Here is a 23,102-nt window from a genome sequence, read left to right as displayed (position 1 = left end):
GTACTGCTTTCAAAATGGTGCGCCCGAGAGGATTCGAACCTCTGACCACCTGGTTCGTAGCCAGGTACTCTATCCAGCTGAGCTACGGGCGCTCATAAACTTTTGATTTTGCTTTAAATGGTGCGCCCGAGAGGATTCGAACCTCTGACCACCTGGTTCGTAGCCAGGTACTCTATCCAGCTGAGCTACGGGCGCCCTGATTTAAAGCGATAAAAAAAGCTTACTCAACAGTAAGCCTTTTTCAGTTGTACCGGCTTGCTGATTGCCAGTACATGACTCATCGTGAGTCTAATATGGTGCGCCCGAGAGGATTCGAACCTCTGACCACCTGGTTCGTAGCCAGGTACTCTATCCAGCTGAGCTACGGGCGCAAATGGCGGAGAAGGGGGGATTCGAACCCCCGATGCGGGTATAAGCCGCATACTCCCTTAGCAGGGGAGCGCCTTCAGCCTCTCGGCCACCTCTCCGTTTGCGGGGCTGATAATACTTCACAGGGATTTTTAGTCAAACACTTTTTTGGAGAAAAAAGTGCGTTCGCTCGGTATTTGGCCAAAGCGTGGAATATTCAAGCAATATCGACACTTATCCCGCTCTTTCGCCCCCTGCGGCGCCATTTTCAGCGCTCCGAAAAAACAAAAGGCGACACATGAGGTGTCGCCTTGTCACAGCCATTGATGCCGCTTAGAAGCCGGATTGACCCGGTACTTTCTCGGCCTGGATGCGCTGATAGATCTCTTCGCGGTGCACGGAAACTTCTTTCGGTGCGTTCACGCCGATACGAACCTGGTTGCCTTTCACGCCCAGCACGGTGACAGTCACTTCGTCACCAATCATCAGGGTTTCCCCTACACGACGAGTCAAAATAAGCATTCGCTTGCTCCTGTATCCTGTTTTGTATTTATATCGATATGCGACATTATCTTACAAAGATACCGATATGGTAAATGGTTGAAACTAAATCAATCAGGGATTGTTTCCCAAGGGCTGCTCATGAGGCTCCTGATCCAGCCCAAAAGCGGAGTGCAAGGCACGCACTGCCAGCTCCAGGTACTTCTCGTCAATCACCACGGATATCTTGATTTCAGAGGTGGAAATCAACTGCATGTTGATCCCCTCCTCGCCCAATACCTTGAACATGGTGCGGGCGACGCCAGGATGGTTCCACATCCCGACTCCGACGATGGAAACCTTGGCGATCTCACCGTTGCCCTGCACGCAGGCGGCCCCCAGCTCGCTGGCGGTCTCCTCCAGCAGGGCGCGCGCCCGGCGATAGTCATCGCGATTCACCGTGAAGGTGAAATCGGCGGTGCCATCGCCCAGCGTGTTCTGCACTATCATGTCGACATCAATGTTGGCGTCGCTGATCGGATTCAGGATCTGCGCTGCCACGGTGGGCCGGTCCGGCACACCCAGAATGGTCAGGCTGGCTTCGTTGCGATTGAACGCTATCCCGGATACCAGGGGAGCTTCCATCCTCTCACCTCCATATGTGATTAACGTTCCCTCTCCCTCGACAAAGCTCGACAGCACCCGCAGCGGCACGCGGTACTTGCCCGCGAACTCCACCGAACGGATCTGCAGCACCTTGGCGCCCAGGCTGGCCATCTCCAGCATCTCCTCGAAGGTGATGGTGTCGAGACGACGCGCCTTGGGTTCGATGCGCGGATCCGTGGTATAGACCCCGTCCACATCGGTAAAGATCTGGCACTCATCGGCCTTGATGGCCGCCGCCACGGCGACCGCCGTGGTGTCGGAGCCACCGCGCCCCAGGGTGGTGATGGCATTGTGCTCGTCACGACCCTGGAAGCCCGCGATCACCACCACCTTGCCCGCGCCCAGTTCAGCCTGAACCCGGTCGGTGTCGATGTGGGTGATGCGCGCCTTGCCATAGGCGGAATCCGTGTGAATGCGAACCTGATCACCGGTCATCGAGACCGCGGGGCAACTGCGTTTGTTCAACGCGATGGCCAGCAGCGCTATGGTGACCTGTTCACCGGTGGAGACCAGCACATCCATCTCGCGCCGGTTGGCATCAGGATCCAGCTGCTGGGCCATGCCCAGCAACCGGTTGGTTTCGCCCGACATGGCGGAGACCACCACCACCACGTCATGTCCCTGGGCGCGGGTCTGTTCGACCCGCTCAGCTACCGCCTCGATCCGCTCCAGCGTGCCGACCGAGGTGCCGCCGTACTTCTGTACATAGAGTGCCACAGATCACCTCGCCCGATTACAGGCGCTCTTCCAGCCAGGAGTGTACGGATTGCAGAGCCGCCGGCACTGCCTCAGGCTGGGTACCACCCGCCTGGGCCATGTCGGGACGACCACCGCCCTTGCCACCCACCTGCTGGGCCACCAGATTGACCAGCTCACCGGCCTTCACCTTGCCAGTCAGGTCGTTGGTGACGCCTGCGATCAGGTTGACCTTGCCCTCGCCGCTGGTGGCCAGCAGCACCACGCCAGACTTCATCTGGTTCTTCAGTTCGTCCAGCATGCCGCGCAGGGATTTCGGATCGGCTCCTTCCAGCGCTGCAACAAGCACCTTCTGACCCTTGATCTCGATGACCTGACCCAGCAGGTCGTTACCGGCCTGGGCGGCCAGCTTGGCCTTGAGCTGCTCCAGCTCGCGTTCCATCATCTTGGCCTTGTCCAGCACCTGGCGAACCTTGTCAGCGATGCTGAACTGATCGCCCTTCACCAGCGCGGCAGCCTCTTCGATCTGCTCGCCGACCTGATGCATGAAGTCGATGGCGGCCTTGCCGGTTACCGCTTCGATGCGGCGCACGCCGGCGGCGATGCCGCTCTCGGCGATGATCTTGAAGAAGCCGATGTCGCCGGTGCGCTTGGCGTGGGTACCGCCGCACAGCTCGGTGGAGTAGTCGCCCATGCGCACCACGCGCACGTCGTCTTCGTATTTTTCACCGAACAGCGCCATGGCGCCGGCCGACTTGGCCTCTTCCAGGCCCATCAGCTGGGTGATGATTTCGTGGTTGGCGCGGATCTGGTTGTTGACCAGCTCCTCGACCCGGCGAATGGTCGCCATGGTCATCCCCTCGAAGTGGGAGAAGTCAAAGCGCATGCGCTCGGCCCCCACCAGAGAGCCTTTCTGGGTCACGTGCTCGCCCAGTGCCTGACGCAGGGCCGCGTGCAGCAGGTGAGTCACCGAGTGGTTCAGGGCGATGGCCTGACGACGGTCGCCATCGACCACGGCCTCGACCTCGGCCCCTTTCTCCAGGGTGCCCAGCTCCATGTAGCCCTTGTGGATGATCGCCTTGCCCGCTTTGACGGTATCGGTCACGGCAAAGATGCCGTCGTCCACTTTCAGGGTGCCGCTGTCGCCGATCTGGCCGCCGGACTCGGCGTAGAAGGGGGTCTGCTCCAGCACGATGACAGCTTCGTCACCGGCGATGAGACCGCTCACCTCGTCCACGCCCTTGTAGATGCCGACCACACGGGTGCGCTCGGTCAGGGTCTTGTAACCGGTGAAGGGGGTCTCGAAGTCGAGCTTGAGCATCTCGTTGTAGTTCACGCCGAAGCTGGATGCTTCCTTGGCACGAGCACGCTGCTTCTCCATCTCGGCCTTGAAGCCCTCTTCGTCGATGCCGATCTCGCGCTCGCGCACCACGTCGGCAGTCAGGTCGGCCGGGAAGCCATAGGTGTCATACAGCTTGAACACCACTTCGCCCGGAATGACCTTGGCATCGCCGAGATTGGCCAGAGCGTCTTCCAGCAGCAGCAGACCGCGGTCCAGGGTGCGGACGAACTGCTCCTCTTCGATGCGCAGCACGCGCTCCACCAGCGGCAGTTGGGCGATCAGCTCGGCAGCGACATCCTTCATCTGCACCGCCAGCTCGGCGGCCAGCTTGTAGAAGAAGACATCGGTGGCGCCCAGCTTGCGACCGTGACGCACGGCGCGGCGGATGATGCGGCGCAGCACGTAGCCGCGACCTTCGTTGGAGGGCATGACGCCGTCAGCCACCAGGAAGGCGCAGGAGCGGATGTGGTCGGCGATGACGCGCAGGGACTGGTTGCTCAGATCGGTGGTACCGACAATCTCGGCCGCTTTCTTGATTAGCGCCTGGAAGATGTCGATTTCGTAGTTGGAGTGCACCCCCTGCATGATGGCGGAGATACGCTCCAGACCCATGCCGGTATCCACGGACGGACGCGGCAGCGGCTCCATGGTACCGTCAGCCTGACGGTTGAACTGCATGAACACCACGTTCCAGATCTCGATGAAACGGTCGCCATCCTCTTCCGGTGAACCGGGACGGCCACCCCAGATGTGATCGCCGTGATCGTAGAAGATCTCGGTGCAGGGACCGCACGGACCGGTATCGCCCATGGCCCAGAAATTGTCGGAGGCGTACGGGGCGCCCTTGTTGTCACCGATGCGCACGATGCGATCGGCCGGTACACCGACTTCTTTTTCCCAGATGTCGAAGGCTTCATCATCAGTCGCGTAGACGGTCACCAGCAGGCGCTCTTTCGGCAGTTGCAGCACCTCGGTCAGGAAGCCCCATGCAAACTTGATGGCATCCTGCTTGAAGTAGTCGCCGAAGCTGAAGTTGCCCAGCATCTCGAAGAAGGTGTGGTGACGAGCGGTATAGCCGACGTTTTCCAGATCGTTGTGCTTACCACCGGCACGCACGCAACGCTGGGAGGTCGTCGCGCGGTTGTAGGCACGCTTGTCTGCGCCAAGGAACACGTCCTTGAACTGGTTCATACCCGCGTTGGTAAACAACAGGGTCGGGTCGTTATGCGGTACCAGCGAGCTGGAGGAGACAACCTGGTGCCCCTGGGAACGGAAATACTCGAGAAACGCAGCGCGTATCTCAGACGTGGACATATACATGGAAAATCCTGCTTGATTCGAATACGGACTTTTAACCGCATTAATGTAAGTTTTCTGCGGGGTAAAGTAAAACGGACAGGGCCGCCACGGGCGAAAAAGCGCACATAAACGGGCCGGGAAAGCGCCCCGCGGCCAACCGCGGCTTTTTTCACCATCAACAGGAGAAAAAGCGGCATGAAAAGAGGGTCAAGACGGGGAGAACCCGGCTTTCGTCAATCTGAGCTGACAAGCCTATGAACAGGCAGGGAAAATCTGACACAGGCGTCATAATGGCCTGGCCGGCAGGTGTAAGCCGGCGACCAGGCGCCGGCAAACCGGAAATGAAGAGAGCGGGTGTACGGCGATGGGGCTCTCGTCTCTCGAGTCATCTCAAGATCCCAGCACAAACATCGCCGTTCTACTCCTCCCGCTCCTGCAGGGCAGAGATGGCGTAACGGGCCTGATCCTGGCTAAAGCCGCGCCCCAGCAGATACTTGAGCCACTTCATCCGCAGCTTGAAGTCGGCCAGGTCGGCTAGGTTGGCCCGTCGTTCCAACAGCTCGAGGGCGAGTTCGAACCAGTCCAGCTCGGGTTGCTCGAAAGCGGCATCGATCTGGCCATCGTCCAACCCCTTGCGGCGCAGCTCGAAACGGATCTTGAGCGGGCCATGCCCCTTGGCGGCGCCCGCCCGCACCGCCATGGCACCATAGCGCTCGTCATTGACCCAGTTGTAACCGCGGCAGTAGTCGAGCACCGCCTCGATCACCTCTTCCTGATAGCCCTGCTGGCGCAGGCGTCTGGCCAGCTCCGACTCGGCACTCTCGCGACGGGCCAGGCTGCGCATGGCGTAGGCACGGGCGGCCGCCAGCTGCTCTGCAAAGCTCGGTTCGGCGGGCTCGACCGGTTCGGTAACAGATTCATCAACCATAAATGACAAGGCCGGGTATCAACCCGGCCTTCCTTTCGCTCTTATTCGAACTCTTGTTCGTTTTCGGCTTCAAACTCGTCGTACTCGGCAGCGGAGGGCTTTTCCTCCACCGGCGTGGCACCGGAGAGCAGCAACTCGCGCAGTTTGGCTTCCACTTCGCCAGCCAGCGCCTTGTTCTCGGCGAACAGCTTCATGACGTTGGCCTTGCCCTGACCGATCTTCTCGCCGTTGTAGCTGTACCAGGCACCGGCCTTGTCGATCAGCTTGTGCTTGACGCCCAGATCCACCAGCTCGCCCTCTTTGGAGATGCCGGCACCGTAGAAGATCTGGAATTCGGCCTGCTTGAAGGGAGGGGCCACCTTGTTCTTCACTACCTTGACGCGGGTCTCGTTACCGACCACTTCGTCACCTTCCTTGATGGCGCCGGTACGACGGATATCCAGACGTACGGAGGCGTAGAACTTGAGCGCGTTACCACCGGTAGTGGTCTCCGGGCTGCCGAACATGACGCCGATCTTCATCCGGATCTGGTTGATGAAGATGCACAGACAGTTGGCGTTCTTGATGTTGGCGGTCAGCTTGCGCAGCGCCTGGGACATCAGACGAGCCTGCAGGCCGACGTGGGAGTCACCCATCTCGCCTTCGATTTCCGCTTTCGGGGTCAGGGCCGCCACGGAGTCGACGATGATGACGTCAACTGCATTGGAGCGCACCAGCATGTCGCAGATCTCCAGCGCCTGTTCACCGGTGTCCGGCTGGGAGATGAGCAGGTCGTCAACGTTGACGCCCAGCTTGGCAGCATAGATGGGGTCGAGTGCGTGCTCCGCATCGACGAAGGCACAGGTCTTGCCCTTCTTCTGGGCTTCGGCGATCACCTGCAGGGTCAGCGTGGTTTTACCGGACGATTCCGGGCCGTAGATCTCGACGATACGACCGCACGGCAGACCACCGATCCCCAGCGCCACGTCCAGAGAGAGGGAGCCGGTGGAGATGGCTTCGATATCCATGGTCTTGCTGTCGCCCAGACGCATGATGGAACCTTTGCCGAACTGCTTTTCAATCTGACCCAGCGCAGCCGCCAGTGCCTTCTGTTTGTTCTGATCCATGCCAATCTCCGCTGGAAATCGTGAGTAAAAATGAAGTTGGGCTAAGTATACTGTCTATTCATACAGTATCAAGCCCAATTTATCTGAGCAGGGCCAACAGACCCGACAAGGCCTGTCTCACCGCCTGCTGACGCACCTGCCGGCGATCCCCGTCGAAACGGGCCAGCAGGGAGTGGTGGCGGCCGTTGCAGTCGGCCCAGGCAAACCAGACGGTCCCGACCGGTTTGCCCTCGGTGGCGCCGCCGGGGCCGGCGATGCCGCTGATGGCGACACTGATGGAAGCCGACGAGTGGGCCAACGCGCCGCGGGCCATCTCCAGCACCACCGCCTCGCTCACCGCTCCGTGCTGCTCCAGGCTCTCGTCGCTCACCCCCAGCATCTGCTGCTTGGCCTCGTTGGTGTAGGTGACAAAGCCACGATCGAACCAGCCTGAGCTGCCCGCGATGTCGGTGATAGCCGTGGCCACTCCGCCGCCGGTACAGGATTCGGCGGTGGCCACCAGCCAGCCTCGCTGGCCAAGGGCCCGCCCCAGCTCGATGGCGAGGTGCTCTATCTCTGCGTCCAGTTTCATCGCGACTCCCTCTGATGCGTGCAAGAGGCACATTATGCGATCCCGCCGCCGCCTGCCGCAACTGAACGCCGCTCACCAGGCTGATGCCTCTGCCTACACGGAGGGTCGTGATCCCCGACCTCCCCCGCCACGCCGCTTATGTGTAGAATGGCGCCATCAAGCTCAAGGCTCATCACCGCAGACACAGGCCCGCAGAGGCCCCTTCTGGAATAGCACATGACCGCACAACACCAAGCCACCGGCGCCACGCCAGGCGCCAACCTCAGCGCCCACACGCCCATGATGCAGCAGTATCTGACCCTCAAGGCCGAGAACCCGGAGATCCTGCTGTTCTACCGGATGGGCGACTTCTACGAACTGTTCTACGACGATGCTCGCAAGGCCTCCCAACTGCTCGACATCTCCCTGACCAAGCGTGGCCAGTCGGCCGGCAGCCCCATTCCGATGGCCGGCGTGCCCTATCATGCCATCGAAGGGTATCTCGCCAAGCTGGTGCAACTCGGCGAATCGGCCGCCATCTGTGAACAGGTGGGGGATCCCGCCACCAGCAAGGGACCGGTGGAGCGCAAGGTCATTCGCATCATCACCCCGGGCACCGTCTCCGACGAGGCGCTGCTCAGCGAGCGGCAGGACAACCTGATCGCAGCCGTCTACCACGATGGACGCCGCTTCGGCTATGGCACCATGGACATAGGCTCCGGCCGCTTCTTCATCAACCAGTTCGAGAAAGAAGAGACGCTGCTGGCCGAGCTGCAGCGCACCAACCCGGCCGAGCTGCTCTACCCCGAATCCTTCGCCTTCCTGCATCACGTTGAAGGTCGCCGCGGTCTGCGCCGCCGCCCGGAGTGGGAATTCGAGCTGGGTACCGCCCGCAAGCTCTTATGCCAGCAGTTCGGCACCCAGGATCTGGTGGGCTTTGGGGTCGAGCAGAGCGAGACCGCCCTGTGCGCTGCCGGCTGCCTGATGCAGTACGTGAAAGACACCCAGCGCACCGCCCTGCCCCATATTCGCAGCGTGCGCCTCGAGCAGCCCGATCATGCGGTCATCATGGATGCCGCCACCCGCCGCAATCTGGAGCTGACCCAGAATCTGGCCGGCGGCCATGACAACACCCTCTCCGCCGTACTGGACTGCACCGCCACCCCCATGGGGAGCCGGCTGCTCAAGCGCTGGATCCACCAGCCGATCCGCGACCGGGTGATCCTCAAAGGCCGTCAGAGCACCATCAAGGAGCTCATCGAGCAGAACCTCTACGACGAGCTGGGCGGTTTGCTGCGCCAGGTCGGCGACGTGGAGCGGGTGCTGGCGCGCCTGGCCCTGCGCTCGGCCCGTCCGCGCGACCTCACCCGTTTGCGCCAGGCCTTTGCCCAACTGCCGGAACTGCAGCGCTTGCTTGCGGGCAGCGAGCACGAGGCGGTGCAGCAGCTGCGCGAGCGGGCCAGCACCTTCCCCGAGCTGTTCGACCTGCTGGAGCGCGCCGTGATGGAGGTACCGCCGGTGCTCATTCGCGACGGCGGCGTGATCCGCGAAGGGTTCAACATCGAGCTGGACGAGCTGCGGGATCTGGCCAACGGCGCCACCGCCAGCCTGGCCCGCATCGAGGAGCGCGAGCGGCTGCTGACAGGCATCAACACCCTCAAGGTGGGCTACAACAAGGTGCACGGCTTCTATATCGAGGTGAGCCGCGCCAACAGCCATTTGGTGCCGGCCCACTACATCCGTCGCCAGACGCTGAAAAACAACGAACGCTACATCATCGATGAGCTCAAGAAGTACGAGGACAAGGTACTCACCGCCCAGGCCCAGGCGCTGGCGCTGGAGAAACGCCTCTACGAGGAGCTGCTCGATGCCCTGCTGCCGCACCTTGGCGATCTGCAGGAATCCGCTGCCGCCCTGGCGGAGCTGGACGTGCTGGCCAACCTGGCCGAGCGGGCCGAGACCCTCGACTACCGTTGCCCGCAACTCATCGACGAAGATCAGATCCTGATCGAAGCGGGCCGCCATCCGGTGGTGGAGCAAGTGATGACCGACCCCTTTATCGCCAACCCCATCCGGCTGGAGCGGGAGCGGCGGATGCTGATCATCACCGGCCCCAACATGGGCGGTAAATCCACCTACATGCGCCAGACCGCGCTGATCGTGCTGCTGGCCCATATCGGCGCCTTCGTGCCGGCCGACAGTGCCCGCATCGGCCCCATCGACCGCATCTTCACCCGCATCGGGGCGTCGGACGATCTGGCCTCCGGCCGCTCCACCTTCATGGTGGAGATGACCGAGACCGCCAACATCCTCAACAACGCCACCGCCCGCAGCCTGGTGCTGATGGATGAGATTGGCCGCGGCACCAGCACCTACGACGGCCTCTCCCTGGCGTGGGCCTGCGCAGAACAGCTGGCGAGCAAGATTGGCGCCTACACCCTGTTTGCCACCCACTACTTCGAGCTGACCCGGCTGCCGGAGCTGATGAGCGGGCTGGCCAACGTCCACCTCGATGCAGTGGAGCACGGTGACACCATCGCCTTCATGCACGCGGTACAAGAGGGGGCGGCCAGCCGCTCCTACGGCCTGCAGGTAGCGGCGCTGGCCGGGGTGCCCAAATCGGTGATCCAGCAGGCCCGTCACAAGCTGCACGAGCTGGAGAGCGCCACCCCGGTGGCCGCCGGCGAAGTGCGCCCGGCCCCGGTCGCCCTGCCGTCCCAGAGCCATCCGGTAGTTGATGAGCTGGAAGCGGTGCGCCCGGACGAGCTGACCCCGCGCCAGGCGCTTGACCTGCTCTATCGCCTCAAGCAGATGCTGTAAACCGTCACCAACACAGCAATAAAAAGGGGAACCGTGAGGTTCCCCTTTTCGTTTTCATGGTTCGGCCTGTCGTCAGGCCGGCCCTATCCTGTCCATCAGGCTCATGTGGGTTGAGCCGTCGTGGCGCTTGAGCTTCTGGCGATACTCGAACTGGTGCTGACTCTCCTGCTTGAGGCCCAGCATCAGGGAGTAGCACATGGCCAGCATGATCACCGAGAAGGGCAGCGCGGCTATGATGCTGGCGGCCTGCAGGGCGGCCAGTCCGCCGGAGACCAGCAAAATGGCGGCCACCAGCCCCTGACCCAGCCCCCAGACGGCGCGGTGCAGCACGGGGGGATCCTGATCCCCGATGGAGAGCAGGGTCGTAATGACCAGGGTGCCCGAGTCGCTGGAGGTGATGAAGTAGGTGCAGATGAGCAGGGTCAGCACCCCCTTGGCGATCCAGCCGAAGGTCTCCCAGTGCAGCAGCTCCACCGTCTTGTAGAGCGCCAGGGTGACATCCTGATTGACCGCGGCCACCACGCCACCACTGCCGAACAGCTCCAGATTCATGGCGGTGCCGCCGAACACGGTGAGCCAGAACATGCCGAGCAGGGAGGGCACCAGCAAGACACCGAGCACGAACTCGCGGATGGTACGCCCCTTGGAGATACGGGCGATGAACATGCCGACAAAGGGCGCCCACGCGATCCACCAGCCCCAGTAGAAGGCGGTCCAGCTCGACTGCCAGGCCGAAGTGCCGTTGGCCTCGGTGTTGGTCCAGAAGCTCAGCTTGACGATGTTCTGCAGGTAGTCACCGATGTTCTGCACATAAGCGTTGAGGATGTAGGTGGTCGGCCCCAGTACCAGGAAGAGGCCCAGCACGAACACGCTCAGCCAGATATTGAGCTCGGAGAGGATCTTCACCCCGCGTCCGACACCGGAGACCGCCGACAGGGTGGCGATCAGGCTGATGCCGCCGATGAGCCAGAGCTGGTTCGCCTGCGAGACTTCCATGCCGAACATCTGGTTGAGGCCGGTATTCATCTGGGAGACCCCCAGGCCAAGGGAGGTCGCCACCCCGAACACGGTACCAAACACCGCCAGCACATCGGCGGCATGACCCCAGAAGCCGTAGATGCGATCGCCGAGCAGCGGATAGAGCACGGAACGGATGGCCAGCGGCAGCTTGCGCCGGTAGCTGAAGAAGGCGAGCGACAGGCCGACGATCACGTAGATGGCCCAAGGGTGCAGGCCCCAGTGGAAGAAGGTGAGACGCATGGCGATCTGGGCCGCCTCCGGGGTCATCCCTTCGGTGACGAAGGGGTTGCCCTGCAGGTGGTACATGGGCTCGGCGATGCTCCAGAACACCAGCCCTATCCCCATGCCGGCGCTGAACAACATGGCGAACCAGGCGAAGTAGCCGAATTCCGGTACCTGGTCGTCGTCACCCAGCCGGATGCTGCCGAAGCGGCTGAACATCAGATAGATGGCGAAGAACAGGAACAGGGCGACCACCAGGATGTAGTACCACTTGAACCCGGCGATGATCTTGTCCTTGGCCCCCACGAACCAGGTGGCGGCGGTTTCGGGGACGAACATCCCGAACAGCAGGAACAGGGTGATGACGGTGAGCGCCGTCATGGCCATGGTCGGGTTGAGGCCTTTGAACAGCCCTTTGTTTGCTCTCATCTGGCCTCCTTAGTCGTTGTTGAAAAAGTCTTCACCCACGTGATCACCGGCGCCGCCGATGGCGCGGTAGACCAGCTTGCCGGCCGTCTGCGCTCTGTGGTCCACCAGGCTGACGGAGGGCTGACCGTTCACCGCGTGGCGCTTGCCGAGGAAGATGGCCATGGGCACGCCCAGGTTGGAGATGCCGCTGGTGATCCAGAGCCGGTTGAAGTCGTAGGAGCCGCCGATGAACTCCAGCTGGGCCAGCCCGGTATCGAGGCCGGTCAGGTAGAAGTTCATGGCGCTCTCGTCCGGGAAGAGGTGCACCAGCACATAGGCATAGCGCAATTCGTTCACCAATTCCTTTAGGTTGAAAGAACCAGTCTCACTGCAGGAGAGCGGCAACTCACCGTCGTAGTGATGCACCTTGAGGTTGTTGGGGTCTTCGTCATAGGCGGGCTGGTAACGCACGAAAGCCGAGGTATCAGGCAGTTCATAGCGGACTCTGACCACTCGAAGGTCGGCCACCAGCGCTTTGATGTCCAGTTCGTCACTCATCATCTTGCTCCTCGAAACAGCAGGGGAAAATAGGGGGAAAGCTCATTACCCTAACACAAAATAATTAGAGCAGAAAAGATTACAGTAAAAACCATATTGACCTTGTGACGAATTAGGCGGAGAATTTTGCGCCTCCCAATCACCCCTCGACGATTTCATACCCCATGGAAAAACATGATGAAGTGCTGGTCGCCCTGCGCCAGATCATTCGTGCCATCGACATGCACTCCAAGCGCTTGATCAAGGAGGCAGGCCTGACCTCGCCCCAGCTCTTGCTGCTCAAGGGGATCGACGAGCTGGGTCAGATCTCCATGCGTCAGCTGGCGGATCACACCAACATGAGCCAGGCCACCGCCACCACCATCATGGACCGCCTCGAGAGCCGCCAGCTGGTGCAACGCATCCGCAGCGAAACCGACAAGCGCAAGGTGCATGCGACACTGACTGACGCAGGTCGTGCCCTGCTGGCCCAGGCGCCGACCCCGCTGCAGGAGCGCTTCATTCAGCGTTTTCAAGCACTTGAGACTTGGGAGCAGACCCTGCTGCTCTCCTCTTTGCAGCGTATCTCCACCATGATGAATGCCGATGAGATAGACGCAGCCCCGGTGCTGAGCGTCCGGCCCCTCACCGAAGAGCGGGCATAAAAAAAGCTCCCGAACGGGAGCTTTTTTTATGGGCCGAGGCGAGCGGGATCACTCTTCCAGGCTGATGCCGATATTGGAGACACCGTCCTGGGCGGCGAAGGCTCGCACCGCCAGGATGCGGTCGCTGTCACGCTCGTGGGCCACCCGCTTGAGCAGCTCGACCTGGAACTCCAGCTCGGCCTCCATGTATTCGTGCTCGTAGAGCTCCTCGTCGGTGAGGTCGCGCTCTTCCAGCATCTCGATGAAACCGGCGACCGTACCGACCGACGCATGGCTGGCGTCGTTGGCCTCTTCCCCCACCCGGCAGATCACCGAGTTGTAGGCGCAGCCCAAGGCGACACAGGCATCAAGCGCCGGATAGGCACCGTAGGATTCGAACTTGCTGGGTTCCGGAATGTAGACTTCGAACGCTTCCAGAATCGCCCCCAGATTGACCCGGGATCCTTTCACCGTCAGGTAGTTCCACATCTGATCCAGGGCGTGACGAAATGCCTTCGCATCCCCGAAACCGGAGGCCTGGGAAAACAGCGCATAGTTGGGGTACATGCGCTCTGCCAGCGCCAGGGTGTAGACCGTCTGTTGCCAAGGCTGTAGCTCGGCCAGTCGCTTATAAAACTTGTCACCAAACACTGGAGTCGGATCCTTTGCAAAATGTGGGGCAGATTGTAGCCCACGAGGGGCCGCGCGAAAACGAAAAAGCGGCCTGGTCGGCTATGTTGGCCGGTCAACTCGGGTAAGATGAAGGCAGAGCGGCCTCTCTCCCGCGCCGCAAATCTGATAAGGAACAAGAGTATGAGTCAACGTACCCTTCTTTTGCTCAGCCAGGACAATGCTCACTACGAGCGCCTGCTCAAGGCGGCCCACCTCCCTCATCTGCGCATTCTGAGAGCCGACAACCAGAGCGACGCCGAGAAAGTGATCGGCGAGGCCCACATCCTGATGGCCGAACCGGCGCGGGCCAAGCCGCTGCTGGCCAAGGCCGGCAAACTCAGCTGGCTCCAATCCACCTACGCCGGGGTCGACGTGCTGCTGGATGCCAGCTGCCGCCGTGACTACCAGCTCACCAATGTGCGCGGCATCTTCGGCCCGCTGATGAGCGAGTACGTGTTCGGTCATCTGCTCAGCCTGATGCGCCAGATCCCCCTCTACAGGGAACAGCAGAAGCAGCGGCTGTGGCAGAGCCACCCCTATCACGGTCTCAAGGGACGCACCTTGCTGATCCTGGGCACCGGCAGCATAGGCCAGCACATCGCCCACACCGGCAAGCACTTCGGCATGAAGGTGCTCGGCGTCAGCCGCGGTGGTCGCGAACGGGCTGGTTTCGACCAGGTATATCAGCTGCCCGCCCTCAACAAGATGCTGGCGCAGGCCGACGTCATCGTCAGCGTGCTGCCCGCCACCCGCGAGACCCATCACCTCTTCACCGCCGCCCGTTTCGAGCACTGCAAGCCGGGAGCCATCTTGTTCAACGTGGGGCGCGGCAACGCCATCCACGAAGGGGATCTGCTCACGGCACTGCGCACCGGTAAGCTGGGGATGGCGGTGCTGGACGTATTCGCGCAGGAGCCGCTGCCCGCCGACAGCCCGCTCTGGGGCCAGCCCAACCTCATCGTCACGCCGCACAACAGCGCCTACAGCTTCCCCGAGGACGTGGCCCAGATCTTCGTGCGCAACTACATCCGCTTCATCGACGGCCAACCGCTGGACGGCAAGATCGACTTCGACAAGGGCTATTGATGGTCGCCAGCCAACAAAAAGGCCCCGCCAGAGTGGCGGGGCCTTTTTGTTTCGGCGAGAGAGGCATCAACCGGCCTCCATCTCCTTGCGATAGCTCTTCACCTTGGCGAGGAACTGGCGCTTCTCCTTGCCGGAGAGCGGCTCCGCCATCGGCAGCTTGACCTTCATGGCATCCACCGGACGATTGTTGATCCGCACCTCGTAGTGCAGGTGAGCACCGGTGGAGCGACCCGTGTTGCCGGAGAGGGCAATCTTGTCACCCATCTTCACCTTCTGGCCCGGTTTGACCAGCAGCTTGCTCAGGTGCAGGTAACGGGTCATCAGGGTACGACCGTGCTTGATCACCACATAGGTGCCGGCCAGCGGGTGGCTGGTCGCCTTTAGCACGACACCGTCACCGGTCGCCATCACGGGGGTGCCGACCGGCAGGGCAAAGTCGGTGCCCTCGTGAGGCCGCACCTGGCCGGTGATCGGGTGACGGCGATTCGGGTTGAAGCTGGAGCTGACCCGGTAGCGGCTGTGGGTCGGGTAACGGCGGAAACCGCGCTCCAGGCTGTTGCCCTGCCCATCGTAGTAGTTGCCATCTTCGGACAACCAGGCGGAGACGTTCTGACCCTGACTGAACACTTCCACCCCGAGCAGCTGGGTGTTGCCTGTGCTCTTGCCTTCGACCGTCTCCTGGCGCACCAGCACCTTGAACTTGTCACCCTTTTTCAGATCCTTGGCGAAGTTGAGCCGCCACTGGAACAGGTTGGCAATTTTCTGGATATGGTTGGCCGGGATCCCCGCATTGCGGGCACTCACGTAGAAGCTGCCATTGATGACGCCGTCATAGCTCTTCTTCTGCCACTCCACCTCTTCATTGAGCATGTTGGCGCTGTAAGTGTCGTCGGTACGCTCCAGCACTAGGGTCTGCTTGATGTTCAGGCGGATCTTCATCTGCTGCAGTATGTTGTCCTGATCGATCAACAGCTCGATGGTCTGGCCCGGCTTGAGCCGTGCCAGATTGTTCTTGGTGTCGGCATCCAGCACCTTGTAGAGGGTGGTGGTGGAGAGACCCAGGTTGTTGAAGATGGTGGTCAGATTCTCGCCATTGCGAACCCGGTAATCCTGCCACTGGGGGGTGGCGTCAGCCGGGATGTCATCTTCCGGTGTCGCGGCTTCTACCAGCTCGTGATCCGGGATGTCGTTGAAGTCCGTATTGTCTTCGTTGGTTGCGGTGCCATTGGTGGCGATCGGCAACTCCAGTCGCAGCGGCCGCTCCAGGATGTCACCCGGGGCTGGCAATATGGCTACCGCTGACAGCGTCATGGCCGTCAGCAGTAGCATGGCGTAAAAGTGTTTGCGGGGAACCGGGGGTTCCCAATTGGCGGCCTGCGCTACCAAGGGACGGAGACGTTTCATCCGCTATCCTGTCATTAGATCCAAGGGTGTTAGTGGTCAGTCTGTTTGTTATGAAACCGTATAAAACTGATTGTTTGACCTAAATACTCACAATTAGTTCATAGCAATCTGCATGAACCTCACATTTTATGCATAACATTCCTTCATGGGCAGAAATGATCGTCTTTTTTAACCATTTTTTCCTATTTTTAAGAGCCGGGTCAGCTCACCTCCGACCCCAGGTTTCAACATGTTGCGATAACTTTTCCATGGAGTGGATATGTCGTTAGCGAAACTGTTAAATCGAATCATCCTGATTTTGTTCCTGATTGGCGCCGTCCTGCTGTTCATGCTGGAAGTCACCACGGTGCGGCAATCCATCCTCGATCAGATGTCCGCCAACCTGGAAACCGCCATCACCGCCCTCGGGCTGGTGCTGCAAGGCACCCTGCTCAACGATGACAAGGTACTGGCCGAGACCATCGTCAACGCCATGTTCGATGGAGGCTTCGTCAGCGCGGTCACCCTGCTGGATCCGGATGGCCAGGTGCTGTTTCAGAAGGTCTTCCACACCGCGCAACAGAACGTGCCGACCTGGCTCCCCTCTGTTATCGACATGCCGCCGGTAAAAATTGAGCAGGAGCTGACCGATGGCTGGCGCATGCTGGGCACCCTCACCCTGGAAGGGCACACGGGCTATGCCTACCAGCATCTGTGGAATGCGATCAGCCGTACCGGCACGGCGCTGCTGGCAGGTCTGCTGGTGTTCACCCTGGTGATCTCCTGGGTCTGCAAACGACTGCTGCGCCCGCTCGAGCAGATCAATCTGCAATTGGTGAAGATCCGCAAGCGCCAGTTCAGTGGCACCCTGGACGCTCCCTGGCTGCAGGATCTCAAGGAGCTGGCCGGCTCGGTCAACCAGCTGGTGTCCGAACGCAAGCGGGATCTGCTGCAGCAACGGCTCAAGATAAGCCAGCTCGGCAAACAGCTCCCCATGGTCAATGAGCCGCTGCAAACTCTGACCTGCGCAGGAGAGGGGCTGTTGCAGCAACACTTCTTCTCGACCCAGGGCAGCATTCGTCTCTACAGCCGCCTCATTCCGGAAGTCACCCCGTCACTGAACAGTTCACCGGACGAGATCCGGCACCTGCTCGATCTTTGGCTGCACCATGCAGTCGAGGGGCTGCAACTGCCGCTCAGCCTGCTCGGCCACCCCGACTGGGCACAATTCGCACCTCTGCTGGCCAAGGGCAGAGGCAAGACCCTCGACTGGCGCTGGGATCAGGAGCATGTGCCACCCCTTGCCCAGGAGCGGCTGGCCGCCTTGCAGGAACAAGGGGTGGAGATGGCCTTCAGCGCCATCCCGATGACCAACGAGACCTTCAATCAGCTCGACCCCATCAATCCCGTTTTCATCAGCTGCCAACCGACCCAGGCTCCGCTCTATTGGAACCTGGTGGCCCAGTGCCTGCACAGTGCGGGCTACACCCTGCTGGCGGAGGCCGGCGACATTCAGGATATCGACACCCTGCGCAACTGGGGCATCGATGGCTACGCCGGCAAGGAGGCATGATGAACAGGACTGGATTGTTGCTCGCCCTGCTGTGGCCACTGCCGCTGCTGGCCAACCCCACCACCATAGCCACCGGCGGTGAACAGGGGATCTATCACCAGATCGCCAAAGAGTTCTGCCGGCTCGCCAACAAAAGCGATGCCGGACTGCAGTGCAAGCCGCAGGCGACCTCGGGCTCCATCGAAAATCTGCGCCAACTGAAAAGCGGCGAGACAAGCTATGCGCTGGTGCAGTCGGACTGGCTCTACCAGGCCAGCAATGGCCTGGGTCCGTATGCCAATCAGCCGCAACCAGAGCTCAGGGCCATCTTCGCCACTCACGCCGAGCCCTTTACCATAGTGGTAAGGGCCGACGGCGACATCACCAGCCTGGAGCAACTCAAGCTGGCCCCCATCGACATGGGGCTCAAGAGTTCTGGTACCCGCCAGACGGCGCTCGCCCTGTTCAACGTGCTGGGCGCCAAGGAGCAGGATCTCGATCTCAAGAGCGTGGCCAATCTGGCCGAGTCCCTGTGCAGCAAACAGATCGACGCCTATGGCCTGGTGATGGGTCACCCCAACCGCATCGTGCTGGATACCGCCAAACGCTGCCCCGTGCGTTTCCTGCCGATCGAGGGGGCAACCCGGGATCAGCTGCTCAAGGGGGTCAAGTATTACCAGCGCAGCCAGGTGCCTGCGCGCATCTACCCGGGCAACCTCAAGGCGACGCCGACCTTTGCCATCGCAGCTACCCTGGTGACCACCGCCAGCACGCCGGAAGCCGATGTGTACCGCCTGACCAAGGCCATGCTGGCCCAGCAAACCAAGTTCAATGAGCAAACCTACGGTTACGCCAACCTGTTTCACCAGGCGCGCAATAAAACCGGCCCGGTGCTGAGCATCGAACAGCATCCGGGCGCGGCAAAATATTTCGAGGAGCTGAAAGCGGCGGGCAAGCTATAGCTGACGGCGGGGGGAGCGCAACTGCTCGCTGGAGAAGCGGGTCTTCATCGAGGTCCACTGCGCCAGCCTGTCGGCACTGCCTGCCAGGGTCCCTTCCCGGCGCGACTTCATGATCCAGATGCTCTTGGCATCAAAACTGTAGACGGGGATAAGATCGGTCCGCTTGCTGCCGGGCAGGATCCGGTTGTTGATGTTGTCGAGCACCATCGGATCCGACTTGGGGGTCGCGAAGTAGAGCGTCACCATATGAAACTGGTTGTACTTGACTGCCTTGACGTAAGCCAGCCGCAGCTTCTTCTCGTCCACCCCAAGCTCCATCAGGGTGTAGTACTTGGAGATGCTGTAATCCTCGCAGTCGCCACCACGGGCACCGATAAACTCCAGCGGGTTGGCCCAGTAATCCGTTTCTCCCCACAATCTGGGATCATCGCTGTAGGTCAGGTTGTTGAAGTAGTTGTTCACCAGCTCGATCTTCTGCTGATCCGTGGTGCCGGCCCTTGGCGTCAGCAGGCGCGAGAAGGCCTCCGCCCGCTGGAGGGCTCGACCGCCATAGACCTCCTGCAATTTTGCCTGCAGTGCAGGGCTGGCCATGTATTCGGAGAGGCGGGAAGCCTGCACGCTGGCACAGCAGAGCGCCAACGTGCAGGTGGGAACGAGCAGCCATTTCATACAAGACACTCCCTGTCAGATGCTGGAGGTCAGTATAGTGCCCCTGGCTGCCCCAGTGGCGAGCACGCGGGTGCTGCGACGCGGTCAACGGCACTCGGCGAAGGCGTCGGCCAGCTGCTGCATGAAGCGGGGATAGCCATCCGGACCGAGTTGCACCTGTTCACCGACTTCGTCCAGCAACAGCACCTTGGCGCCGGTATTGCGGGCGACCGACTCAATAACCGCCGGCGAGAACTGCGGCTCGGCATAGATGCAGCTCGCTTTTTTCTCTTCCAGCGCCTTGCGGATCTCCACCAGGGTCTTGGCGCCGGGGCGTCGCTCCGGGCTCACGGTGAAGTGGCCCTTGGAGCTCATGCCGTAGTGGCGCTCCCAGTAGCCATAGGCTTCATGAAACACGAAGTAGCCCTTCTGATTCACCGCCTTCATCTGCTCGGCGATCACCTTGTCCTTGGCCTCCACCTTGGCCTTGAACGCCAGCAGATTGGCACGATAACGCTCGGCATTGGCCGGATCCTGGGCGCTCAGCGTTTCGCTCAGGGCTTTGGCGATGACCAGCGCCTGGGTCGGCCCCAGCCAGATGTGGGGGTCGACGCCCTCATGGTGGTGCCCCTCATGACCGTCGTGATCATGACCTTCATGCCCCTCGTCGGCATGCTCTTCATGACCGGCCTGCTTGCTGTAATCAAACAGCGGCATCCCTTCCACCCGGGTCAGGGTCAGCACATGGGGATGTTTGGCCAGCGGCTTGGCCATGAAACCTTCCAGCTCGGGGCCGACCCACACCACCAGATCGGCCTCGTTGATGCTGCGAATATCGGAGGGGCGCAGGGAGAAATCGTGGGGCGAAGCGCCGGTCGGCAGCAACACCTTGGGCTCGCTCACGCCGTCGGTGATGGCAGCGGCGATGAAACCCAGCGGCTTGATGGTGGTCAGCACCTCGAGGGCGCGGACAGGCAGACTCACCGCCAGCAGGGCAGTGATCAGGGCAAGAATTCGCATAGAGATCTCGTCAGGAAGTGTGTGTGTGATAATATAACAAACCAACATTATTGTTATATTATAACTCTCACAGGCTGTAAACCCCGGAGCTGTCATGACCCAACTGGTGGAGCTGAAAGAGGTCTGTCTTTCATTTGATGGACGACTCGTGCTCGACAAGGTCTCCTTTACCCTGAACAAAGGCAAAATCACTACCCTAGTCGGCCCCAACGGGGCAGGCAAGAGTACCCTGAGCAAGCTGGTACTGGGCCTGCTCACGCCGGATTCGGGCCAAATCACCCGCAGCCGCGACCTGCGGGTCGGCTATGTGCCCCAGCGCCTCTATCTGGATCCCACCCTGCCGCTGACGGTGCGTCGCTTCCTGCAGCTTGGCAAGAATGGCCGCCTCTCCATCGAGGAGGCACTAAACCGGGTCGGTGCGGAAGATCTCTTGGACAACCGGATGCAGAAGCTCTCCGGCGGCGAAATGCAGCGGGTCCTGCTGGCCCGCGCCCTGCTGGTCAAACCCGAGCTGCTGGTGCTGGACGAACCGGTGCAAGGGGTGGACATCAACGGCCAGATCGAGCTCTACGCCCTCATCAGCCAGCTGGCCGCCGAGTTCAACTGCGCCGTGCTGATGGTCTCCCACGATCTGCATCTGGTGATGGCCAGCACCCACGAGGTGATCTGTCTCAATCGCCACGTCTGCTGTCACGGCGAACCGGAGAGCGTGGCCCGCCACCCCGAGTTTGCCCGTCTGTTCGGCCGACCGGAGCAGGAGGTGCTGGCGGTCTACACCCACCATCACCACTGCGACGGCGAACACCATCATCATGAACCGCAGGCCCCCGTCATTCGCCTGCCCTCCCGCAATCAATAACGTACCCGACAGGATCATCAAGTGGACAGCTTTCTGTTATACGCCCTCGCGGCCGGCCTCGGCATCGCCCTGCTGGCCGGCCCCCTCGGCAGTTTCGTGGTGTGGCGCAAGATGGCCTATTTTGGCGACACCCTCTCCCACGCCTGCCTGTTCGGCATCGCGCTCGGCATCCTGCTGCAGGTGGATCTCACCCTGGCGGTGGTGGTCTGCTGCCTCGCCATGGCCATGCTGCTGGTGATCATGAGCCGCAACCAGCAGGTGGCCACCGATACCCTGCTCGGCATCCTGGCCCACAGCGCCCTGTCGCTCGGTCTGGTCACCTTGAGCTTCATGGACAACGTGCGGGTGGATCTGATGGCCTACCTGTTCGGTGACCTGCTCTCGGTGCAGCCGATGGACTTGCTCTGGATCTACGGCGGCGGCGCCCTGGTGCTGCTCACCCTGTGGCGGCTGTGGGATCCCCTGCTCTCCATGACCATCTCGGAGGAGCTGGCCCGGGTGGAAGGGGTGAGGGTCGATGTGCTGCGCTGCGTGCTGATGCTGCTGATCGGATTGGTGATCGCGGTGGCGATGAAGTTCGTCGGGGCGCTGATCATCACCTCCTTGTTGATCATCCCTGCGGCAACCGCCCGCCGCTTCAGCCGGACACCGGAGCAGATGGCCGGCTTCGCCGCGCTCATCGGCTGCCTTGCCGTACTCGGCGGACTGCTGCTCTCCTGGTACCAGGACACGCCGGCAGGCCCGTCTGTCGTGGTCTGCGCCACCAGCCTGTTCGTATTAAGCCAGTTCAAGAAAGCCTAAGCCTAAAGTGGCCTGATCCTTGTAATCAGGTCACTCCACATCCCAGCCCGTCGGTGGTGGTCTGCGCCACCAGCCTGTTCGTATTGAGCCAGTTCAAGAAAGCCTGAGCCTAGAGAGGCATGCTCTGGCGTGTCTCCATCATCAGCCATTGGCGCAGCCGGCTGATGGCGGGCTCATGGGCCCGCGAGCGCTTGCAGGTGAAGTAGAAAGCATCCCCCGTCTCCAGCTGGTGTACCGGCAAGGCCACCAGCTGGGGATCATCCGGTCGCAGCATGTAGTCGTTCACGAATGCCACCCCCTGATCCCAGGCCGCGGCCTCCATCGCCAGCAACACATGGCTGAAGTGGTGCATCCGTGCCTCCGCCGGGATCACCAGTCCGCCGGCCTTGGCCCAACGTTGCCAATCCTCTCCCCGCGCCTTGTAGATGGACTGCACCGACAGCAGCGGCAGTTGCCAGATGGCATCCGGCCACTCCCCCTCCACCTGCTGCAGCAAGCGGCGACTGCAGACCGGGAAGAGCCGCTCCCGGTAGATGAGATCGTGACAATAGCCCCGACCGTGGGGCGAGACGGTGATGAAGCAGTCCGCCACTCGATCGGAGAGTTCGGGATCCTCCGCCACCATCTCCAGGCTGAGATCCAGCTCGGGATAGAGCTGGCGCAGCCCCGCCAGGCGCGGGATCAGCCACTTCACCGCAAACGAGCTGTAGACCGCGAGCCGCAGCCGCATCTCGCCGCCGCCACGCAGTTGCTCGCTGCTCTGGGCAATCTGGCCGAGCCCGGCGGAGATCCCCTCGAAATAGACCTCGCCCTGCGCCGTCAGCGACAGCAGCCGCCCCTGACGCAGCAGCAGCCGTTCCCCCAGAAAATCCTCCAGCAGGCGGATCTGATGGCTGACCGCGCTCTGACTGACGTTCAACTCAAGGGCCGCGCGGGAAAAGCTGAGCAGGCGGGCAACCACTTCGAAGTATTGAACGGCGCGCAGGGGAGGTAGCTTCATTATCCAAAATTCTCATGCATGGTGATTTTTTATCATTTTACTGGATAACGAAG

20 protein-coding genes and 4 tRNA genes are annotated in these 23,102 nt (G+C 61.3%); 7 read left to right on the top strand and 17 right to left on the bottom strand.

All coding sequences use genetic code 11. The annotated features are described in order from the left end of the window. Positions 1–15 precede the first annotated feature (15 nt). From AB5Y94_RS18135 to pncC, 10 genes are all read right to left on the bottom strand, one after another. A tRNA-Arg gene (locus tag AB5Y94_RS18135) sits at positions 16–92 on the bottom strand. A 26-nt stretch (positions 93–118) separates the two neighbouring features. Further along, a tRNA-Arg gene (locus AB5Y94_RS18130) sits at positions 119–195 on the bottom strand. A 99-nt stretch (positions 196–294) separates the two neighbouring features. Then, positions 295–371, bottom strand: a tRNA-Arg gene (locus AB5Y94_RS18125). A gap of 3 nt (positions 372–374) precedes the next feature. Further along, a tRNA-Ser gene (locus AB5Y94_RS18120) sits at positions 375–467 on the bottom strand. A 214-nt stretch (positions 468–681) separates the two neighbouring features. Continuing rightward, entirely contained in the window at positions 682–870 is a 189-nt protein-coding gene (gene csrA / locus AB5Y94_RS18115; protein ID WP_005305164.1) for a carbon storage regulator CsrA, read from the bottom strand. Positions 871–963: 93 nt separating this feature from the next. Further along, positions 964–2,211 carry an aspartate kinase gene (locus AB5Y94_RS18110; protein WP_368206264.1) on the bottom strand — a complete coding sequence of 416 codons (1,248 nt, stop codon included), beginning with the start codon at positions 2,209–2,211 and terminating at the stop codon, positions 964–966. 16 nt (positions 2,212–2,227) lie between these two features. Then, entirely contained in the window at positions 2,228–4,852 is a 2,625-nt protein-coding gene (gene alaS / locus AB5Y94_RS18105) for an alanine--tRNA ligase (RefSeq protein ID WP_017765330.1), read from the bottom strand. A 397-nt stretch (positions 4,853–5,249) separates the two neighbouring features. Then, positions 5,250–5,759, bottom strand: a complete 510-nt coding sequence (locus tag AB5Y94_RS18100; RefSeq protein WP_024943311.1) for a regulatory protein RecX — start codon at positions 5,757–5,759, stop codon at positions 5,250–5,252. Positions 5,760–5,800: 41 nt separating this feature from the next. After that, positions 5,801–6,865: a recombinase RecA gene (gene recA / locus AB5Y94_RS18095; protein ID WP_024943310.1), complete on the bottom strand. Its 1,065-nt coding sequence runs from the start codon at positions 6,863–6,865 to the stop codon at positions 5,801–5,803. A 79-nt stretch (positions 6,866–6,944) separates the two neighbouring features. Further along, on the bottom strand, positions 6,945–7,436 hold the full coding sequence (gene pncC / locus AB5Y94_RS18090; RefSeq protein WP_005305181.1) for a nicotinamide-nucleotide amidase: 492 nt from the start codon (positions 7,434–7,436) through the stop codon (positions 6,945–6,947). A 216-nt stretch (positions 7,437–7,652) separates the two neighbouring features. Between pncC and mutS the strand changes: the two genes are divergently transcribed. Next, on the top strand, positions 7,653–10,235 hold the full coding sequence (gene mutS, locus AB5Y94_RS18085) for a DNA mismatch repair protein MutS (protein ID WP_368206263.1): 2,583 nt from the start codon (positions 7,653–7,655) through the stop codon (positions 10,233–10,235). 72 nt (positions 10,236–10,307) lie between these two features. Here mutS and AB5Y94_RS18080 read toward each other — a convergent pair whose 3' ends face one another. Continuing rightward, on the bottom strand, positions 10,308–11,906 hold the full coding sequence (locus tag AB5Y94_RS18080) for a BCCT family transporter (RefSeq protein WP_010636079.1): 1,599 nt from the start codon (positions 11,904–11,906) through the stop codon (positions 10,308–10,310). 9 nt (positions 11,907–11,915) lie between these two features. Then, positions 11,916–12,443 carry a hypothetical protein gene (locus tag AB5Y94_RS18075; protein WP_017765335.1) on the bottom strand — a complete coding sequence of 176 codons (528 nt, stop codon included), beginning with the start codon at positions 12,441–12,443 and terminating at the stop codon, positions 11,916–11,918. A 164-nt stretch (positions 12,444–12,607) separates the two neighbouring features. Between AB5Y94_RS18075 and AB5Y94_RS18070 the strand changes: the two genes are divergently transcribed. Continuing rightward, positions 12,608–13,087, top strand: coding sequence for a MarR family winged helix-turn-helix transcriptional regulator (locus AB5Y94_RS18070; protein ID WP_005305194.1), 480 nt, complete (start codon positions 12,608–12,610; stop codon positions 13,085–13,087). Between the two features lie 48 nt (positions 13,088–13,135). Here AB5Y94_RS18070 and AB5Y94_RS18065 read toward each other — a convergent pair whose 3' ends face one another. Next, positions 13,136–13,717 carry a YjaG family protein gene (locus AB5Y94_RS18065; RefSeq protein ID WP_005305197.1) on the bottom strand — a complete coding sequence of 194 codons (582 nt, stop codon included), beginning with the start codon at positions 13,715–13,717 and terminating at the stop codon, positions 13,136–13,138. 162 nt (positions 13,718–13,879) lie between these two features. Between AB5Y94_RS18065 and AB5Y94_RS18060 the strand changes: the two genes are divergently transcribed. Next, positions 13,880–14,824 carry a D-2-hydroxyacid dehydrogenase gene (locus AB5Y94_RS18060; protein WP_017778336.1) on the top strand — a complete coding sequence of 315 codons (945 nt, stop codon included), beginning with the start codon at positions 13,880–13,882 and terminating at the stop codon, positions 14,822–14,824. 66 nt (positions 14,825–14,890) lie between these two features. Here the strand turns inward: AB5Y94_RS18060 and mepM are convergent, their stop codons facing one another. Further along, entirely contained in the window at positions 14,891–16,228 is a 1,338-nt protein-coding gene (mepM, locus tag AB5Y94_RS18055) for a murein DD-endopeptidase MepM (protein WP_005305203.1), read from the bottom strand. Between the two features lie 259 nt (positions 16,229–16,487). Between mepM and AB5Y94_RS18050 the strand changes: the two genes are divergently transcribed. Next, positions 16,488–17,780 (top strand): LapD/MoxY N-terminal periplasmic domain-containing protein, encoded by a 1,293-nt coding sequence (locus AB5Y94_RS18050; protein ID WP_005305206.1) that lies wholly within the window; start codon positions 16,488–16,490, stop codon positions 17,778–17,780. Continuing rightward, positions 17,780–18,721 carry a TAXI family TRAP transporter solute-binding subunit gene (locus AB5Y94_RS18045; RefSeq protein ID WP_368206262.1) on the top strand — a complete coding sequence of 314 codons (942 nt, stop codon included), beginning with the start codon at positions 17,780–17,782 and terminating at the stop codon, positions 18,719–18,721. Before AB5Y94_RS18050 ends, AB5Y94_RS18045 begins: the two co-directional genes overlap by 1 nt. On the opposite strand, the gene AB5Y94_RS18040 is transcribed toward AB5Y94_RS18045, so the two are convergent. Both AB5Y94_RS18040 and znuA read right to left on the bottom strand, forming a co-directional pair. Beyond that, positions 18,716–19,390 carry a transglutaminase-like cysteine peptidase gene (locus AB5Y94_RS18040; protein ID WP_017788145.1) on the bottom strand — a complete coding sequence of 225 codons (675 nt, stop codon included), beginning with the start codon at positions 19,388–19,390 and terminating at the stop codon, positions 18,716–18,718. The two genes, AB5Y94_RS18045 and AB5Y94_RS18040, sit on opposite strands and share 6 nt — an antisense overlap. Before the next feature lie 84 nt (positions 19,391–19,474). Beyond that, positions 19,475–20,389, bottom strand: a complete 915-nt coding sequence (gene znuA, locus AB5Y94_RS18035; RefSeq protein WP_337077051.1) for a zinc ABC transporter substrate-binding protein ZnuA — start codon at positions 20,387–20,389, stop codon at positions 19,475–19,477. Positions 20,390–20,483: 94 nt separating this feature from the next. Between znuA and znuC the strand changes: the two genes are divergently transcribed. Together znuC and znuB are read left to right on the top strand one after the other, a co-directional pair. Beyond that, on the top strand, positions 20,484–21,248 hold the full coding sequence (gene znuC, locus AB5Y94_RS18030; protein WP_019838979.1) for a zinc ABC transporter ATP-binding protein ZnuC: 765 nt from the start codon (positions 20,484–20,486) through the stop codon (positions 21,246–21,248). A 21-nt stretch (positions 21,249–21,269) separates the two neighbouring features. After that, on the top strand, positions 21,270–22,049 hold the full coding sequence (gene znuB / locus AB5Y94_RS18025; RefSeq protein WP_017765340.1) for a zinc ABC transporter permease subunit ZnuB: 780 nt from the start codon (positions 21,270–21,272) through the stop codon (positions 22,047–22,049). Between the two features lie 109 nt (positions 22,050–22,158). Here znuB and AB5Y94_RS18020 read toward each other — a convergent pair whose 3' ends face one another. Beyond that, on the bottom strand, positions 22,159–23,049 hold the full coding sequence (locus AB5Y94_RS18020; RefSeq protein ID WP_017778342.1) for a LysR substrate-binding domain-containing protein: 891 nt from the start codon (positions 23,047–23,049) through the stop codon (positions 22,159–22,161). Between the last annotated feature and the right edge of the window lie 53 nt (positions 23,050–23,102).

Origin of the sequence: Aeromonas sp. s5 (assembly GCF_040907865.1) — a bacterium.
In the GTDB taxonomy this organism is placed as follows: domain Bacteria; phylum Pseudomonadota; class Gammaproteobacteria; order Enterobacterales; family Aeromonadaceae; genus Aeromonas; species Aeromonas dhakensis.
The sequence above is the reverse complement of the archived record's forward strand: the minus strand, read 5'-3'. Positions and strand labels throughout refer to the sequence as shown.